The organism is Actinokineospora terrae, assembly GCF_900111175.1.
Taxonomy (GTDB): domain Bacteria; phylum Actinomycetota; class Actinomycetes; order Mycobacteriales; family Pseudonocardiaceae; genus Actinokineospora; species Actinokineospora terrae.
The window spans coordinates 109,238-126,637 of the sequence record NZ_FOGI01000008.1 but is presented as its reverse complement, the minus strand read 5'-3'; the positions used below and the strand labels follow the sequence as shown (position 1 = coordinate 126,637).

General features: G+C 71.2%; 14 protein-coding genes. 11 read left to right on the top strand and 3 right to left on the bottom strand.

Features of this window, described 5'->3' with window-relative positions; translation table 11 throughout:
* The first annotated feature begins 29 nt into the window (after positions 1 to 29).
* From sufB to BMY07_RS19325, 11 genes are all read left to right on the top strand, one after another.
* Positions 30 to 1,478, top strand: a complete 1,449-nt coding sequence (sufB, locus tag BMY07_RS19375; protein WP_092780281.1) for a Fe-S cluster assembly protein SufB — start codon at positions 30 to 32, stop codon at positions 1,476 to 1,478.
* The gene (gene sufD, locus BMY07_RS19370) at positions 1,479 to 2,642 is read left to right on the top strand and encodes a Fe-S cluster assembly protein SufD (protein ID WP_092780279.1); all 1,164 of its coding nucleotides are present in this window, start codon (positions 1,479 to 1,481) and stop codon (positions 2,640 to 2,642) included.
* Positions 2,639 to 2,965, top strand: a complete 327-nt coding sequence (locus BMY07_RS19365) for a non-heme iron oxygenase ferredoxin subunit (protein ID WP_092780276.1) — start codon at positions 2,639 to 2,641, stop codon at positions 2,963 to 2,965. Before sufD ends, BMY07_RS19365 begins: the two co-directional genes overlap by 4 nt.
* A gap of 35 nt (positions 2,966 to 3,000) precedes the next feature.
* Positions 3,001 to 3,771 carry a Fe-S cluster assembly ATPase SufC gene (gene sufC, locus BMY07_RS19360; protein ID WP_092780273.1) on the top strand — a complete coding sequence of 257 codons (771 nt, stop codon included), beginning with the start codon at positions 3,001 to 3,003 and terminating at the stop codon, positions 3,769 to 3,771.
* Positions 3,772 to 3,819: 48 nt separating this feature from the next.
* A complete protein-coding gene (locus BMY07_RS19355; protein WP_092780271.1) occupies positions 3,820 to 5,097 on the top strand; it encodes a cysteine desulfurase in 1,278 nt (425 codons plus the stop codon).
* Positions 5,097 to 5,546, top strand: a complete 450-nt coding sequence (sufU, locus tag BMY07_RS19350) for a Fe-S cluster assembly sulfur transfer protein SufU (RefSeq protein WP_092780269.1) — start codon at positions 5,097 to 5,099, stop codon at positions 5,544 to 5,546. Before BMY07_RS19355 ends, sufU begins: the two co-directional genes overlap by 1 nt.
* A gap of 140 nt (positions 5,547 to 5,686) precedes the next feature.
* Positions 5,687 to 6,028 (top strand): metal-sulfur cluster assembly factor, encoded by a 342-nt coding sequence (locus BMY07_RS19345; protein WP_092781064.1) that lies wholly within the window; start codon positions 5,687 to 5,689, stop codon positions 6,026 to 6,028.
* Positions 6,029 to 6,347: 319 nt separating this feature from the next.
* The gene (mug, locus tag BMY07_RS19340; RefSeq protein WP_245782498.1) at positions 6,348 to 6,890 is read left to right on the top strand and encodes a G/U mismatch-specific DNA glycosylase; all 543 of its coding nucleotides are present in this window, start codon (positions 6,348 to 6,350) and stop codon (positions 6,888 to 6,890) included.
* A gap of 55 nt (positions 6,891 to 6,945) precedes the next feature.
* On the top strand, positions 6,946 to 7,212 hold the full coding sequence (locus BMY07_RS19335) for a hypothetical protein (RefSeq protein ID WP_092780267.1): 267 nt from the start codon (positions 6,946 to 6,948) through the stop codon (positions 7,210 to 7,212).
* Positions 7,213 to 7,223: 11 nt separating this feature from the next.
* Positions 7,224 to 9,038, top strand: coding sequence for a glutamine--fructose-6-phosphate transaminase (isomerizing) (gene glmS / locus BMY07_RS19330; protein ID WP_092780265.1), 1,815 nt, complete (start codon positions 7,224 to 7,226; stop codon positions 9,036 to 9,038).
* A 169-nt stretch (positions 9,039 to 9,207) separates the two neighbouring features.
* On the top strand, positions 9,208 to 11,343 hold the full coding sequence (locus BMY07_RS19325) for a M4 family metallopeptidase (RefSeq protein ID WP_092780263.1): 2,136 nt from the start codon (positions 9,208 to 9,210) through the stop codon (positions 11,341 to 11,343).
* A gap of 244 nt (positions 11,344 to 11,587) precedes the next feature.
* On the opposite strand, the gene BMY07_RS19320 is transcribed toward BMY07_RS19325, so the two are convergent.
* The 3 genes from BMY07_RS19320 to BMY07_RS19310 form a co-directional block, all read right to left on the bottom strand.
* Entirely contained in the window at positions 11,588 to 14,263 is a 2,676-nt protein-coding gene (locus BMY07_RS19320) for a helix-turn-helix transcriptional regulator (protein ID WP_092780261.1), read from the bottom strand.
* A 666-nt stretch (positions 14,264 to 14,929) separates the two neighbouring features.
* The gene (locus tag BMY07_RS19315; RefSeq protein ID WP_092780259.1) at positions 14,930 to 15,607 is read right to left on the bottom strand and encodes an alpha/beta fold hydrolase; all 678 of its coding nucleotides are present in this window, start codon (positions 15,605 to 15,607) and stop codon (positions 14,930 to 14,932) included.
* 12 nt (positions 15,608 to 15,619) lie between these two features.
* On the bottom strand, positions 15,620 to 17,305 hold the full coding sequence (locus BMY07_RS19310; protein ID WP_092780257.1) for a bifunctional diguanylate cyclase/phosphodiesterase: 1,686 nt from the start codon (positions 17,303 to 17,305) through the stop codon (positions 15,620 to 15,622).
* Positions 17,306 to 17,400: the final 95 nt, after the last annotated feature.

Sequence of the window (17,400 nt, the reverse complement as noted above, 5' to 3'; positions counted from 1 at the left end):
TCGACAGATCCCGGATGGAGGGAAGTCCCATGACTGCCGCTGCGCAGCAGCGCACCACCACACCCCAGCCGCTCACCCAGGACGAGACCCTGGCGACGCTCGGGCGGTACGAGTACGGCTGGGCCGACTCCGACAGCGCGGGCGCGATCGCCCAGCGCGGCTTGTCGGAGGCCGTGGTCCGGGACATCTCGGCCAAGAAGAGCGAGCCGGAGTGGATGCTCGAGTCCCGGCTCAAGGCGCTGCGCCTGTTCGACCGCAAGCCCATGCCCAGCTGGGGCGCCGACCTGTCCGGCATCGACTTCGACAACATCAAGTACTTCGTGCGCTCCACCGAGAAGCAGGCCCAGTCCTGGGAGGACCTGCCGGAGGACATCAAGAACACCTACGACAAGCTGGGCATCCCCGAGGCCGAGAAGGCCCGCCTGGTCTCCGGTGTCGCCGCGCAGTACGAGTCCGAAGTGGTCTACCACAAGATCAACGAGGAACTCGAGAAGCAGGGTGTCATCTTCCTCGACACCGACACCGCGCTCAAGGAGCACCCGGAGCTGTTCGAGGAGTACTACGGCTCGGTGATCCCGCACGGGGACAACAAGTTCTCCGCGCTCAACGGCGCCGTGTGGTCGGGCGGCTCGTTCATCTACGTTCCCAAGGGCGTGCACGTCGAGATCCCGCTGCAGGCCTACTTCCGGATCAACACCGAGAACATGGGCCAGTTCGAGCGCACCCTGATCATCGTCGACGAAGACGCCTACGTGCACTACGTCGAGGGCTGCACCGCGCCGATCTACTCCTCGGACTCGCTGCACTCGGCGGTCGTGGAGATCGTGGTGAAGAAGGGCGCGCGCTGCCGCTACACCACCATCCAGAACTGGTCGAACAACGTCTACAACCTGGTCACCAAGCGGGCCAAGGCCGAGGCGGGCGCGACCATGGAGTGGGTCGACGGCAACATCGGCTCCAAGGTGACCATGAAGTACCCGGCGGTGTTCCTGATGGGCGAGCACGCCAAGGGCGAGGTGCTCTCCATCGCCTTCGCCGGTGAGGGCCAGCACCAGGACGCGGGCGCCAAGATGGTCCACATGGCACCGCACACGTCCTCGACGATCATCTCCAAGTCGGTGGCGCGCGGCGGTGGCCGCACCTCCTACCGCGGTCTCGTGCAGGTCAACAAGCGCGCGCACCACTCGAAGTCCACGGTGAAGTGCGACGCGCTGCTGGTCGACCAGATCAGCCGGTCCGACACCTACCCCTACGTCGACGTCCGCGAGGACGACGTGGCGATGGGGCACGAGGCGACGGTGTCCAAGGTCAGCGACGACCAGCTGTTCTACCTGATGTCGCGCGGCCTGACCGAGGACGAGGCGATGGCCATGATCGTGCGCGGGTTCGTCGAGCCCATCGCGCGCGAGCTGCCCATGGAGTACGCGCTCGAACTCAACCGGCTTATCGAACTCCAGATGGAAGGAGCGGTCGGCTAGATGACCGCCGCAGTTGAGAAGCAGTCCCACTCGCACGGGGCGGTCGTTCCCGAGTCGTCCCGTGCGGAGTGGTTCACCTCGTTCGACGTGAACGCGTTCGAGGTGCCCTCGGGGCGCGAGGAGATCTGGCGCTTCACCCCGATGAAGCGGCTCGCCGGTCTGCACACCGGGGTCGAGGCGACCGGCTCGGCGACCGTCGAGGTCGACGCGCCCGCCGAGGTCACGGTGGAGACCGTCGAGCGCGGGGACTCCCGGCTCGGCGCGGCGGGCGTGCCCGCCGACCGGGTCGCGGCGCAGGCGTTCAGCTCGTTCACCGCGGCCACGGTCCTCACCGTGGCCAAGGAGACCAAGGCGTCCGCGCCGGTCCTGGTCACCGTGACCGGGCCGGGCGCGGGGCAGGTCGCCTACGGGCACCTGCAGGTGCGGGCGGAGCGGTTCGCCGAGGCCGTCGTCGTGCTCGACCACCGCGGGTCCGGCGTGTACGCCGACAACGTGGAGTTCGTGCTGGCCGACGGCGCGAAGCTGACCGTGGTGTCCATCCAGGACTGGGCGGACGACGCGGTGCACGTCTCAGCGCAGCACGCCAGCATCGGCCGCGACGCGCTGTTGCGGCACACGGTGGTCACCCTCGGCGGCGACCTGGTCCGGGTGTCCCCGACCGCGGCGTTCGCCGACAAGGGCGCCGAGGTCGAGCTGAACGGGCTCTACTTCGCTGACGCGGGGCAGCACTTCGAGCACCGCACCTTCGTCGACCACTCGCAGGCCAACTGCACGTCCAATGTGGTCTACAAGGGCGCGCTGCAAGGAAACGACGCGCACACGGTGTGGATCGGCGATGTGCTGATCCGCGCGGCGGCCGAGGGAACGCAGACCTACGAGCTGAACCGTAACCTGCTGCTGACCGATGGCGCCCGCGCCGACTCGGTGCCGAACCTGGAGATCGAGACCGGTGAGATCGCCGGTGCCGGTCACGCCAGCGCGACCGGCCGCTTCGACGACGAGCAGCTGTTCTACTTGCAGGCCCGCGGGATCCCCGAGGACCAGGCCCGCCGTCTGGTGGTGCGCGGCTTCTTCCACGAGCTGCTGATGAAGATCCAGGTCCCCGAGGTGCGCGAGCGCCTCGAGGCGGCCATCGAGGCCGAACTGGAAGCCGTGGGCGTATGAGCCGGGCTTGTGCGCTGTCCGATCTGGACGACGACAAGCCGTTCGCCGTCGAGGTCGACGACGTCGCCGTGGTGCTGGTGCGCCGCGGCGACGAGGTCCACGCGCTGCGCGACGAGTGCTCGCACGCCTCGGTGGCGCTGTCGGAGGGCGAGCTGACCCGCAAGGGCCTGGAGTGCTGGCTGCACGGGTCGTGCTTCGACCTGCGCACCGGCGCCCCCTCCGCGCCACCGGCCACCGAACCGGTCGACGTGTACGCGGTGACCATCACCGGTGACGACGTGCTCGTCGACGTCACCCGCGCCGTGAACCACCCCCCGAACTGACTGAACTCTTTGCGCACAGGAGAAGAAGAACCACCATGGCCACCCTGGAGATCAAGGACCTGCACGTCTCGGTCGCGACCGACGACGGCGCCAAGGAGATCCTCAAGGGCGTCGACCTGACCGTCCGGGCAGGCGAGACGCACGCGATCATGGGCCCCAACGGGTCCGGCAAGTCCACCCTGTCCTACGCCGTGGCCGGGCACCCCAAGTACGAGGTGACCTCCGGGTCGGTGACCCTCGACGGTGACGACGTGCTCGCGATGAGCGTGGACGAGCGGGCCCGCGCGGGCCTGTTCCTCGCCATGCAGTACCCGGTCGAGGTCCCCGGCGTGTCGATGTCGAACTTCCTGCGCACCGCGGCCACCGCCGTGCGCGGCGAGGCGCCGAAGCTGCGCACCTGGGTCAAGGAGGTGAAGGCGGCGATGTCCGAGCTGGAGATCGACCCGGCCTTCGCCGAGCGCAGCGTCAACGAGGGCTTCTCCGGCGGCGAGAAGAAGCGGCACGAGATCCTGCAGCTCGCCCTGCTCAGCCCGAAGATCGCCATCCTGGACGAGACCGACTCCGGCCTCGACGTGGACGCGCTGCGCGTGGTGTCCGACGGGGTGAACCGGTTCAAGGCCTCCGGCGAGACCGGCGTCCTGCTGATCACGCACTACACCCGGATCCTGCGCCACATCACCCCCGACTTCGTGCACGTCTTCGCGGGCGGCCGCATCGTCGAGTCCGGCGGGTCGGAGCTGGCGAACGTGCTGGAGGCCGAGGGTTACGTGAAGTACACCGGCAGCCAGGAAGCCGCGGGCGTCTGAGCGCGTTGCACCGGGTACGGGTCTGAGCAAGAAGGGGGTACCGGTCAGGTGACCGCAGTGACCGCACCACTGGACGTCGACGCCCTGCGCGCCGACTTCCCCATCCTCGGCCGCACCGTCCGCGACGGCAAACCGCTGGTGTACCTGGACTCCGGGGCCACCGCGCAGCACCCGTCGCAGGTGATCGAGGCCGAGCGCGCCTTCCTCACCGAGCACAACGCCGCCGTGCACCGCGGCGCGCACCAGCTCGCCGAGGAGGCCACCGACGCCTACGAGTCGGCGCGCGCCCGCATCGCGGCGTTCATCGGCGCGACGCCGGGCGAGGTGGTGTTCACCAAGAACGCCACCGAGGGCATCAACCTGGTCGCGTACGCCATGGGCAACGCGTCCACCGCCGGACCGGAGGCGGCCCGCTTCGCCCTCGGCCCCGGCGACGAGATCGTCACCACCGAGATGGAGCACCACGCGAACCTGGTGCCGTGGCAGCAGCTGGCCCAGCGCACCGGGGCGACCCTGCGCTGGCTGGGTGTGACCGACGACGGAAGGCTCGACCTGTCCACCCTGGACGAGGTGGTGAACCCGCGCACGAAGGTGCTGGCGTTCACCCACCAGTCCAACGTGCTGGGCACCGTCAACCCGGTCGAGCCGCTGGTGGCGCGGGCGCGCGAGGTGGGCGCGCTGGTCGTGCTCGACGCGTGCCAGTCGGTGCCGCACTCGGTGGTCGACTTCCACGCCCTCGGCGTGGACTTCGCGGTGTTCTCCGCGCACAAGATGCTCGGCCCGTACGGGCTGGGCGTGCTCTACGGCCGCCAGGAGCTGCTCGCGGCCATGCCGCCGTTCCTCACCGGCGGGTCGATGATCGAGATGGTGGAGATGGCGCGGTCCACCTTCGCCCCGCCGCCGCAGCGGTTCGAGGCGGGCACGCCGATGACCTCGCAGGCGGTGGCGCTCGGCGCGGCCGTGGACTACCTGAGCGCCGTCGGCATGGACCGCATCGCCGCGCACGAGCACCTGCTCACCGTCGCCGCGCTCGACGGCCTCGCCGAGATCCCGGGCATCCGGGTCATCGGCCCGGTCGACGGGCACGCGCGCGGGGGAGCGGTGTCCTTCGTCGTCGACGGCATCCACCCGCACGACGTCGGGCAGGTACTCGACGACCAGGGCGTCGCCGTGCGCGTCGGGCACCACTGCGCGTGGCCGCTGCACCGGCGGCTGGGCGTCCCGGCGTCGGTTCGTGCCAGCTTCTACCTGTACAACGACCTGCGGGACGTGGACACGTTCCTGGCCGGGGTGCGGGAGACGCGCCGCTTCTTCGGGGTGGCCTGATGCAGCTGCAGCAGATGTACCAGGAGATCATCCTGGACCACTACAAGAACCCGCACGGCCGCGGCCTGCGCGACCCGTTCGACACCGAGTCCTTCCAGGTCAACCCGACCTGCGGGGACGAGGTGACGCTGCGGGTGCGGTTGGACGGCGGGGTCGTCGCCGACGTGTCCTACGACGGGCAGGGCTGCTCCATCAGCCAGGCCTCGACGTCGGTGCTGACGGACCTGGTGGTGGGTCGACCGCTGGCCGAGGCCATGGTCAAGTTCGACGCGTTCCACGAGCTGATGCACGGCCGCGGCAAGGTCGAGCCGGACGAGGACGTGCTGGAGGACGGCATCGCGTTCGCCGGTGTCGCGAAGTACCCCGCCAGGGTGAAGTGCGCCCTGCTCGGCTGGATGGCGTTCAAGGACGCGGTCACCCGCGCCCGCGGTGAAGGAGGTCCGGCATGACGGAACCAGAGGTCGGGCACGGCACCGCCGCTGTCGCGCAGACGGCTGCCGGGTCGGCGGTGACCCCCGCCGCGGCGGAGGTGGCTGCCGGGTCGGACGTGGCGGCCGCTGGCTCGGAGGTGGAGCGCGGCGCCGCCGGGATGCCCACCCAGGCCCCCCGCGCCGACGTGGCCTCGCTCGACGACCTCGAAGAGGCCATGCGCGACGTCGTGGACCCGGAGCTCGGCATCAACGTGGTCGACCTGGGCCTGGTCTACGACATCCGCGTCGAGCCGGACAACACCGCCACCATCGACATGACCCTGACCTCGGCCGCCTGCCCGCTGACCGATGTCATCGAGGACCAGACCCGCACCGCCCTCACCGGCGGCGGCCTGGTCGACGACTTCCGCATCAACTGGGTCTGGATGCCCCCCTGGGGCCCCGAGAAGATCACCGACGACGGCCGCGAACAACTCCGAGCCCTCGGCTTCACCGTCTGACCCCGCTCTCCCGAACGGCCCGCCCCCTCCCGGGGGCGGGCCGTTGCGCGTTGACGGCATTCGCCGTTGTGACGCAGCGGTGCTCGGCCTCGCCGGGCAGTAACGGCCGGTTAACGTCCACAGAGGACAACGCAGCCGCGTGGTGGGTTGTCCACAGGACTGGGCCGGGTTCTTGTGGTGTTGTCACAACCCGTGGTGAGTCCCGGTGTTCCGGCCACCGCGGGAACCGGCTGGTGGGCAACGGGTCCGGTCGGGTGTCGGCGGGGCACATCGACGTTCGTCGGTGGCGGGGGTGATCGACTTCTGCTCCCATGGGTGCGTGCCTCGACCTACTCGCGCCGAGCTCGCGGCGGCCAGGGACCGGACCGTGCCCGATGTGATCGGTGCCGGTCTCGCGGTGCTGTTCTGCGGGATCAACCCCAGCCTGTACTCCGGCGCCACCGGCCGCCACTTCGCCCGGCCGGGCAACCGGTTCTGGCCCGCCCTGCACCTGTCCGGGTTCACCCCGCGGCTGCTCGACCCCGGCGAACAGGGCCTGCTGACCGACTACGGCCTCGGCGTCACCAACCTGGTCGCCAGGGCCACCGCGCGCGCCGACGAGCTGTCCGACGACGAGCTGACCCGGGGCGGCCACCGGCTGCGCGGCCTCGTCGCCGAGTACGAGCCCCGGGTGGTGGCGGTCGTCGGCATCACCGCCTACCGGGTGGCGTTCGCCGCGCCCAAGGCGGTCATCGGGGCGCAGGCGGAGCTGTTCGAGTCGGTGCGGGTGTGGGTGCTGCCCAACCCGAGCGGCCTCAACGCGCACTACCAGCTGCCCGACCTCGCCGCGGAGTTCCGCCGGCTGCGCGAGTCCCTGGGCTGACCCGATATCGGGCACAGGAGTTGCCTCGGCGGTCGAAACAGTGCCAGGGTCGTGCGTGACCGAACCACCCGCCGACCTCGTGCGGTACGTCACGGGGACCACCGGTCTCCCGCCGGGGATCGCGGCCAGGGTCGTCGCCGACGTCATGGCCTACTTCGGCGAACCGGTCGAGCAGTACGTGCGGCGCAGGCACACCGAGCTGCGGCGCGCGCGGCTGCGCAACGCCGAGATCTGGGCGCGGGTGGCCGGGGAGCTGGCCGCGCGCCCGGTCGCGGCGCCCGCGCTGAGCGAACGGCAGCTGCGGCGGATCATCTACGGCTAGGGAGCGAAGCTATGTGTGGAATCGTCGGCTACCTGGGGGTGCGTCCGGCGACGCCCGTGCTGGTGGAGGGGTTGCACCGGCTGGAGTACCGGGGCTACGACTCCGCCGGGGTCGCGGTGGTGCAGGACGGCGACATCGTTGTCACCAAGACCGCAGGCCGGGTGCAAGACCTGCGGGACAAGCTCACCGACAACCCCGCCACCGTGGGTATCGCACACACCCGCTGGGCGACGCACGGTGAGCCGTCCGATCGCAACGCGCACCCGCACCTGGACGCCGCCGGCCGGGTCGCCGTGGTGCACAACGGGATCATCGAGAACGCCGAGCAGCTGCGCGCTCAGCTCACCGCGGATGGCGTGGTGTTCGTCTCCGAGACCGACACCGAGGTGCTGGCACACCTGGTCGCCCGCGAGGACGCCGCGACCCTGGAGGACGCCGTCCGCGCCGCGCTGCGCGGTGTCGAGGGCACCTACGGGCTGGTCGTGCTCGACCGCTCCCGGCCGGGGGAGCTGGTGGTCGCCCGCAACGGCAGCCCCATCGTGCTGGGCATCGGCGACGGCGAGATGTTCATCGCCTCCGACGTGGCCGCGCTGGTGCACCACACCCAGCAGGTCGTCTTCCTCGACGACGGCGAGCTGGCCACGGTGACCGCCGAGGGGTTCCGCACGTCCACTGTGGAGGCGCGGCGGACCAGCAAGACGCCCACCACCGTCGAGCACGCCGCCGACGACTACGAGCTGGGCGGGCACACCGACTTCATGCGCAAGGAGATGGCCGAGCAGCCCGAGGCCATCGCCAGGGCGCTGCGCGGCAGGCTCGACGAGCGGTTCGCCACCGCGCACCTGGGCGGCCTCGGCCTGGACCCGATGGCGCTGCGCGCGGTCAAGCGGGTCAAGTTCCTCGGCTGCGGCTCGGCCTACTACGCGGGCCAGATGGGCGCCGCGCTGGTCGAGGAGCTGGCCAGGATCCCCGCCGACGCCGAACCCGCCTCCGAGTTCCGCTACCGCAACCCGGTGGTCGACCCGGACGCGCTCTACGTCGCGGTGAGCCAGTCCGGCGAGACCATCGACACCCTGGCCGCGGTGCAGGAGCTGCGGCGCAAGGGCGGCCGGGTGATCGGCGCGGTCAACGTCGTGGGCAGCGCCATCGCCCGCGAGTGCGGCAGCGGCGTGTTCCTGCACGCCGGACCGGAGGTGTCGGTCGCCTCCACCAAGGCGCTGACGAACATGACCGTCTCCTTCGCCATGCTCGCCCTGCTGCTGGGCCGGGTCCGCGACCTGAGCGCGGCCGCGGGGGCACGGATCGTGACCGGCCTGCGCGCGCTGCCCGGTCAGGTCGAGCGGGTGCTCGCCGACGACGCCGAGATCGCCCGCATCGCCAAGCGCTACGCCCACGCGCGGCACATGTTCTTCCTCGGGCGGGTCAGCGGCTGGCCGGTGGCCCGCGAGGGCGCGCAGAAGCTCAAGGAGATCTCCTACATCCACGCCGAGGCCTACCAGGCCGCCGAGCTCAAGCACGGCCCGCTGGCGCTGGTGGACGCGGACATGCCCAGCGTGGTCATCGTCCCCGCCGACGACCTGGTGGCCAAGAACATCGGCACCATCGAGCAGGTCAAGGCGCGCGGCGGGCCGGTCATCGCGATCACCAACGCCGACCTGCCCGACGGGCTGGCCGACGAGGTCATCCGGGTGCCGCGCGGCGAGCCGGAACTCGACCCGATCCTGCTCACCATCCCGCTGCAGCTGCTGGCCTACCACACCGCGTCGGTGCTGGGCCGCGATATCGACAAACCGCGCAACCTGGCCAAAAGCGTCACCGTGGAGTGATCGAGACATCCCCTTGAGCACCCCTTGCCGACCCCTTGCCTGGCAATCGATGTATTCATCCACGCGGGACTGACACCTAGTTTTCCGCGCACCGGTCCGCCAGCCCACCCCGTCCGCTCCACCGTGGACAGTGGGTTCCCCGTCCGCACGGGCCGGTGGAGGAGACGACATGTCACGCAAGGGTCGCAAGGCGCTGGTCGCCGCGGCTGTGGCCGCGGCGACCGCCGTGGGGGCGACGGTCATCGCGGTGACCGCTTCCCAGGCCGGTGCCGCGCAGGACCAGTCCGGCCCCGGCGCCAGGGCGCTGAGCCCGCAGCAGCGCGCCACCGAACTCGACCGCGCCGGTGCCGAGGCCACCTCGGCCGCCAAGGATCTCGGGTTGGGCGCCAAGGAGAAGCTGGTCGTCAAGGACGTGGTCGTCGACAACAACGGCGCCCGCCACGTCCGCTACGACCGCACCTACGACAAGCTGCCGGTCGTCGGGGGCGACCTGGTGGTGCACCGCGCGGCCGACGGCCGGATCACCGCCGTCGACCGCGCGAGCAGCGAGACGATCACGGTGCCGTCGGTCACGCCCACCATCGCGTCCACGAAGGCCGCCGCGCTGGCACCCGCGCTGACCGCGGAGAACAAGGACGGCGCGGCCAAGCCGGAGCTGGTCGTCTACGCCGTCAACCGCAAGCCGATCCTGGCCTACCGGACCACTGTGGAGGGTGGCGGCGCCGAGGTCGTCGTGACCGACGCCGCTAGCGGCGTGCTACTAGACCGCTACGAGAAGCGACACAAGGCCACCGGCAACGGCTACCACGTGGGCACCGTGGACATCAGCACCAGCAGCGCCTCCGGCGGCTACACGCTCACCGACACGACCCGGGGCAACACCCGCGTCCTCGACGGCAACGGCGGCTCCGAGACCAACCCGGCCGCGCGGGCGACCACGTTCACCGACGCCGACAACGTGTGGGGCACCGGCCAGCTGAGCAACCGGCAGACCATCGCCGTCGACGCGTACTACGGCCTGGCCAAGACCTGGGACTTCTACAAGAACACCTACGGCCGCAACGGCATCCGCAACAACGGCCAGGGCCACACGATGTACGTCCACATCGGATCTGGCCTGCTCAACGCCTTCTACGACGACAGCTGCTTCTGCATGGTCTTCGGCGACGGCAGCTCCACCAACCAGAACACCCCGCTGACCCAGATCGACGTCGTCGGCCACGAGATGACCCACGGCGTCACGGCGGCAACGGCGAACCTCAACTACTCCGGGGAGTCGGGCGGTCTCAACGAGTCCGCGAGCGACATCTTCGGCACCATGGTCGAGTTCTCGGCCGCCAACCCGAACGACCCGGCCGACTACTACATCGGCGAGAAGCTGCGCATGCCCAGCGGCTACTTCCGGCGCATGGACAACCCGGCCGCGGACGGGAACTCGTTGGGCTGCTGGCGGTCCACCGCGGGCCAGGTCGACGTGCACTACTCGTCCGGCATCGGCAACCGGTGGTTCTACCTGGCCTCCGAGGGCACCGGCAACAAGACCATCGGCGGCCTCGCGCACAGCGGCGGCACCTGCAACAGCACCACCTTCGCGGGCATCGGCCGGGACAAGGCCGCCGCGGTGTTCTACCGGGCGCTGAGCACGTACATGACCTCGACGACCAACTACGCCGGGGCCCGCACCGCGACCCTGCAGGCCGCCGCGGACCTGTACGGCACCAACAGCCAGGAGCGCTACCTGGTCAGCGTCGCCTGGGCCGCCGTCAGCGTCGGCACCGCCCTCCCCGCCCCCGGGACGACCACCACCCGCCCCACCACGACCACCACGACCAGCCCCACCGGCCCGACCACCACCACGACGGTTCCCCCCACGGGCAACGCCATCACCAACGGCGGCTTCGAATCCGGCCAGACCGGCTGGAGCGAGACCGCGGTGGTCACCAACAGCACCCAGCAAACCCCCCGCACCGGCTCCTACTACGCCTGGCTCCTGGGCAACGGCCGCGCCGCCAGCGAGGCCATCAGCCAACAGGTCAAGGTCCCCAGCACCGGTGCGCCCGCGCTGCGCTTCTGGCTGAAGGTCACCACTCAGGAAACAGGTACCACGGCGTATGACGTTCTGCGGGTCCAGGTGAATGGCACTACTGCCGTCACTTACTCGAACGCCAATGCTGGCACTACTTATGTGCAGCGAGCAGTGGATCTGTCCGCTTATCGCGGCCAGACTGTGACTGTTCGCTTCTCGGGTGTGGAGGATGCTTATCTGGCTACCAACTTCTTGTTGGATGATGTGACTTTGAGCTAGCCCTCGACCCCCCTCCCCGGTGTGTGTCCCCCCACCGGGGAGGGGCCCTCTCCCGCGACGTCCCTGAGCCGCCGGAGGCTTCCGTTGGGCCACTGTCCGAGAAGCCTCCGGCGGCTCAGGGCGGTTGTCGGCCAACGTCTGGAGGGGCGCGTGTGGGCCAACGCCTCTGAGGGGCGTGTTGGGGCCAACGTTGGTGAAGGCTGGGTGGGGTCGATGTTGTGGTGGGTGGGGAGCAGCCGCTCGGCTATGTGGAGAGTTCGGCGCGGTTGCGGATGCCGAGTTTGCGGTAGATGCGGGTGAGGTTGGCCTCGACCGCCTTGACTGAGAGGTGGAGGGCGGTGGCTATCTGGCGGTTGCTGTGGCCCTGGCGCAGGTGGGTGACGATCTGGTTCTCGAGGTCGGTCATGGGGGTGTCCTGGGTGTCCAGTTTGGACAGATCGGACTCCACCCGGTCGACCCAGGGGGTGCAGCCTGCGGTGGCGTAGCGGCGGAGCGATTCGGAGAGGGCTTCTCGGGCGGCGGCTTTGCGGCGGGCGCGGCGTTCCAGGGTGCCGAGGGTGTACCAGGCGCGGGCCAGTTCCATCGGGTACGGGTGGGTCGGCGGCAGGGCGGCGCGGAGGGTGTCGGCGGCGCCTCGGGGGTCGCCCGCGGTGGCGGCGATGACGGCGGCGGCGCGGGTCAGGCCCAGGGTGACGACAGGCCTGCCTTGGGCGTCCACTCTGGACTTGGCGTCACGTAGCGCTGCCTCCGCCTGGTCTGACTGCCCTGCCCACGCAAGGGATTCCACAAGATCAGCGTCCACAAGGAACATAGCTGGGTCCGTGTAACCGACCTCGCGCAAGGTCGCCAGGCAGCTGCCGAACAGTCGGGCAGCGGCGCGGTGTTCCCCGCGCAGCACCGCGACCCGGGCGCGCAACCCGCTGGCGTACGCCGCCCACTCGCCGTCCCTGGCCTGTTCGTCGGCCTCGGCCGCCTGGGCCAGCAGGGTGCTCGCCTCGTCGAGGCTGCCGGTGTTCAGCTCGGCGAGCGCGCGCAGGGTGAGCCCGATCCCGGGGTGCTGGTCGACGTCGACGCGCAAGCGGGCGCCCCACAGCGCGGCGCGGCGGGCGTCGGCGCAGCGGCCGGCGCGTTCGTAGGCCGAGGTCAGCGAGTACAGCACGGCGATGAGGTCGCGGATGCGGCCAGCCGCCTCGGTCTCGTGGCGCAGCCGCTCCAGCATCTCGACCGCCTGGACCGTCTCGCCGCGGCGCAGGGTGATCACCGCCAGGTAGACGCGCGCGAAGACCACGGGCTCCGACAGCGGCAGACCCGCGGTGTGCCGGGCCAACCGGCGGAACAGGTCGGTCTCGGTGTCCGGGCCGGACGCGGCGGCGAACGGGATGCGCATGATCAGCGACCGGATCACCAGCGTCGGGTCGTCGGCGCGGGCGGCCAGCGCGTCGGCGTGGTCGAGGTGCGCGAGCGCCTCGGCCGTCCGTCCTATGTGGGCGGCGAGTTCCGCGCGGCGCAACACCAACGCGCACCGCAGCGCCGGGTCGTCACCCCCGTCGGCGGCGACCTCGTCGAGCAGACCCGAGAACGCCACCATGTCCCGACCGGCCAGGTCGAACAGCAGCAGCCGCGCCCACGCCCTGGTCGGACCGGTCGCGATCCGGGCGACGGCGCGGCACAGCTCGGCGGCGGCAGCGGTCAACCCCGCCTCCGCGGCGGCTCGGGCGGCCCCCAGCAGGCGTTCGGCGCGCTGCGCCGGGGCAGGCGTGCGGTGCGCGGCGAGTCGCAGCAGGTCGGCCGCGGTCGCCGGGGCACCTCGGGCGGTCGCGAGCCGGGCCGCCTCGACCAGTTCGGCGGCGATCGGGCCGTCCGGCCGCGGGGTGGCCAGCGCGCGGTGGCGGGCGCGTTCGATCGGGTCGGTCACCAGCGCGGCCATCCTGGCGTGCGCGGCGGTCCACTGCGCCGCGGTCGCCTCGGCGGCCACCACCTCGGCCACCAGCGCGTGGCTGAACCGCAGCGCCCCGTCCTCGTCGGCGACCAGGACCCCGGCGGCCATGGCGGCGTCGAGCCCCGGGTCGCCCAGCGGCAGCAGGTCGAGCCCCGGCCGGACCGCGACGGTGACCAACCTGAGCACGTCCCACGCGCCGTCCGGCAGCGGGGCGAGCCGGTCGCCCACCAGCTCGCGCAGCCTGCCCGGCACCGGCAACGGCTCGTCCGCGCCGACCGAGCCGCCGTGCCTGGCCAGCGCGCGGCCCAGTTCCAGCGCGTAGAACGGGTTCCCGCCGCTGGCCGCGACCACCCGGCTGACCGTGGCCGACGACAGCGGCCGCACCAACCGGGTGCGCAACAACTCGGCGACCGACCCGGCGTCGATCCCGGTCAGCTCCACCTCGACCACCGGCGCGGGCGCCAGGTCCGCCGTGGTCGGCGCGCCCTCGGTCCGCTCGGCGACCAGCACCCGCACCTGGTGGTCGGTGAGCCTGCGCGCCGCGAACGCCAGCACCTCGGCGCTGGCCGGGTCCAGCCACTGCGCGTCGTCGATGACCAGCAGCACCGCCTGGCGCTCGGCGAGGCCCCGCAGCAGGTCGACCACCGCCAGCCGCAACGCGAGCGGGTCGACCGGGTGCCGCGGCGCGGCCCGCAGCAGGGCGGTGTCGAGGGCGGCCCGCAGGTGCGCGGGCAGCTCGACCGCCGCCAGCACCTTCGCGAACAGGTCGTACAGCGCGACGTGCGGCAACTCCCGGTCCGCCGCGGCCGGACTGGTCCGCAGCACCAGCTCCGCCCCCGCGCCCGCCACCAACACCTCGACCAGCAGCGACTTGCCGATCCCGGCGGGCCCGTGCAGCAGCACCCCACCCCCGTCGGCCAACCCACCCCGACAGCGGGCGATCACCGAGGCCCGGCCCAGCACCGGAGGAACAGCCGCCATCCCCCGAACGTACCCAACCCGCTCAAATCCGACGAGACCGAACTACGTCAACGGCCGAAAGGGGACACCACCCTGCCGCACCCCCACCACCACATGTTGCTGTTCGCACCACCCGATGATGGCTCCCAACCACCCCCTTATACCCGCCTCCCGCCCAACGTAGCCATCACACGGAAGGCTGACGCCACACCTGGTCGCGCTGCCCCTCCTCCCACAACTCCCTCATCTCACGGACGAACGGATCCACCTCCCGCCCCACCCGCCGCCGCACCGCGCCTTGAACCACCATCCCCACCACAACCCCCACGACGGCGCAGGCGGCAACCACCCAGAACCAAGTCACACCACACCCCCGCCCACAGCCAATCGCGCATACCCGTGCCCACAACGGATCCGCACCTCAGCAGGCTCGCTTCCCCCGGCACCTCAGCACCCCGGCACCCGAAACCCCGGCAAGCCGGATCCCGTCGCGGCCAAGATCAACTCCGCTCCCGAGGCCCTCCCTCCCGGGGGCCGGGAGCCCATCTCTGAACCTATCGAAGTGGGCGGCTTGTCAATAGGGGCGCGGTGGGGGCTGTGGATGGATGAGGGCGTTGTGGACAAGTGAGTGATCAGTGGAGATGGAGCGAGGCAGGGAAAGGGAACCGGAACCGGGGGAAGTGGAGGCTACTTCTCGGCTTCGGTGAGCAGGATTCGGGCCAGTTCGCGGGGTTGGGAGAACATGGGCCAGTGGCCGGTGTTCAGCTCCACCAGTCGCCAGTGGGGTGGGGGCGGGTCGGTGGGGGTGCCGTGGGGGAGGAGGGAGGCGATGTAGGTCGTGGGGGTGGTGTCGAGTGGGTGGGGGAGTTCGGCGGGTTCGGTGAGGGAGGAGCCGGGGTGTGGGGTGGAGTTGGTCAGGATGCGGGTGATCTGGTCGTCGGTGAGGTCGTGGCCGGCGAAGTGGCTCGCGGGTGCGACGGGCCACCAGCCTCCATTCGCGACGATCAGGGCCTGGAGTTCCGCGCCGCCGTCCTGCCAGGATGCGGCGAATGACTCCCCGTCGACCGCGACGGACGCGTCGATGAGGAGTACGCGGTTGAGTCGGTCGCCTATCCGCTGGGCGGCCTGGCAGACCGGGATGCCCGCGTAGCTGTGTCCAACCAGGACCACGTCCCGCAGTCCTATCGCGACGTCCACAATGTCCTGGACGTGGATCTGTTGTCCCGCAGGCACATCCTGCTTCTCCGCGAGTCCGGACAGCGTCACCGCGTGGACGCCGTGACCGGCCGCGCGCAGGTGCGGCACCACGTCATCCCACGCCCACGCCCCGAGTCGCGCACCGGCGACCAGTACGAAGTTCCCCATACCTCAGCGTATCTAGCTCACGCGGGCGTGGGCCGGGCGGGAGCCGCGCAGGACCTCGACGTGGTCGCTGCCGGGGCGGCCGAGGATCCAGCTGGAGCCGGGGACGGACTTGGCCCGCTTCTTGAGGGGTGCCAGCAGGCGGGAGGCCTCGCGGTAGGAGCGGACCGAGCCGACGCCGCACACCAGGGAGGCCAGGGAGACGCTGACCGCCATGCCCTCGGTGACCCACTGGCGGTCGACCAGGCGGGCGGCGAGGGCGCTGATCTCGTCGAGGTCGGTCACCACCAGGAAGTCGTCGCCGCCGACGTGCGCGACGCGGGTGCCGGGCAGGTCGCGCTCGGCGTCGGCGAGGCAGCGGCCGATGTGGCGGATCAGGTCGTCGCCAGCCGCGAAGCCGACCGTGTCGTTGACCTGCTTGAACGAGTCCACGTCCAGCCAGGCCACCACGAACATCTCGGCGGCGTGGATGCGCCGGTCGATGTCGCGGTCGACGGTGTCGCTGCCCGGCAGGCGGGTCAGCGGGTTCAGCGCGGCGGCCTGCTCGATCTTGGCCTCCGCCACCCCGCGCACGACCTCGGAGATGCGCGCCACCCCGACGCACACCCGTTCCGCGTCGACCACCACGACCTCGTCGCCGTGCCGGTCCCAGTCCGTGTCGCCCACCAGGTCGAGCAGTTGCAGGCTCCCGGCGTCCGCGCGGATGGTGCGGGGGATGTCGCCGTGGCGCACCGCGGGCTTCTTGGCGTTGAGCGCGTGCCCGTACGGACCGGTGACGGCCAGCAGGAACCGGCTGCGCGGCAACGTGCTCACCGGCCTGCCCTCCGGGTCGACGAGCACCACGCCGCTGATGGTCGGGTTGGCGGCGAAGGTGTCGCGGACCTCCTCGGCGCTGGCGTCCTGCGCCATCGTGGTCGCGGGCCGCAGGTAGTCCGACACCAGCGGGACCGGTGCGGCGCCAGTGGTGGCGTTGAGCTCGATGATCTCGGCGACCGGCCGGGGCAGCGGCAGCGCGATCCCGCCCTCCTGGCTGGCGCCCGCGAGCAGGTTGCCCTGCGCGAGCCGCACGCCGAGCCGGTTGAGGCACAGCAGCTGCTCCTCGGACTCGACGCCGACCGCGGCCAGCCGGGTGCCGGTGCGGGTGCAGTACTGCGCCAGGCACTCGACGACGGCCAGGCACGCCGGGTCGTCCGGAAGGCCCGCGATCAGGTGCGCGTCCAGCTTGATCAGGTCGGGGCCGACGTCGGTGAGCAGCGACAGCGGCAGGTCGCCGTCGCCGATGGCGTCGAAGGCGATCCCGCACCCGGCCTCGCGCAGCACCTCCAGGCCGCGGATCAGCTCGGCGCGGTGCACCCGGCTGAACGGCGGGGTGATCTCCAGCACGATGTCGCGGGGCTTGCGGCCGGTCTGGTTGAGTGCGGGGCGCAGGAACCGCAGCAGTTCCTCCGGCGCCGTCGCGGTCGCGGCCACGACGTTGACGTGCAGTGGCAGCGGTGGGTCCTGGCGCGACGAGGCGAGCACGGCGCGGCTGGCCAGCGAGATGTCGGTCTGCACCAGCCTGCCCGCCTTCCCGGCGGCGCGGAGCAGGTCGTAGATGTCGCCGGTGCGCGGTCGGGCCAGGGCCTCCACGGCTATGGCCTCACCGGTACGGGTGCTGAGCAACGGCTGGAACGCGAAGCTGACGTCCGGTGCGACGGTCACCCTGCCATCGTGCCCGGTACCCGCGCGGAGGTGATGGTTAGTCACCATCTGTTCATCCAGCTGTGCCCGGAAGCACCACACCGCGCCGAGCCCCC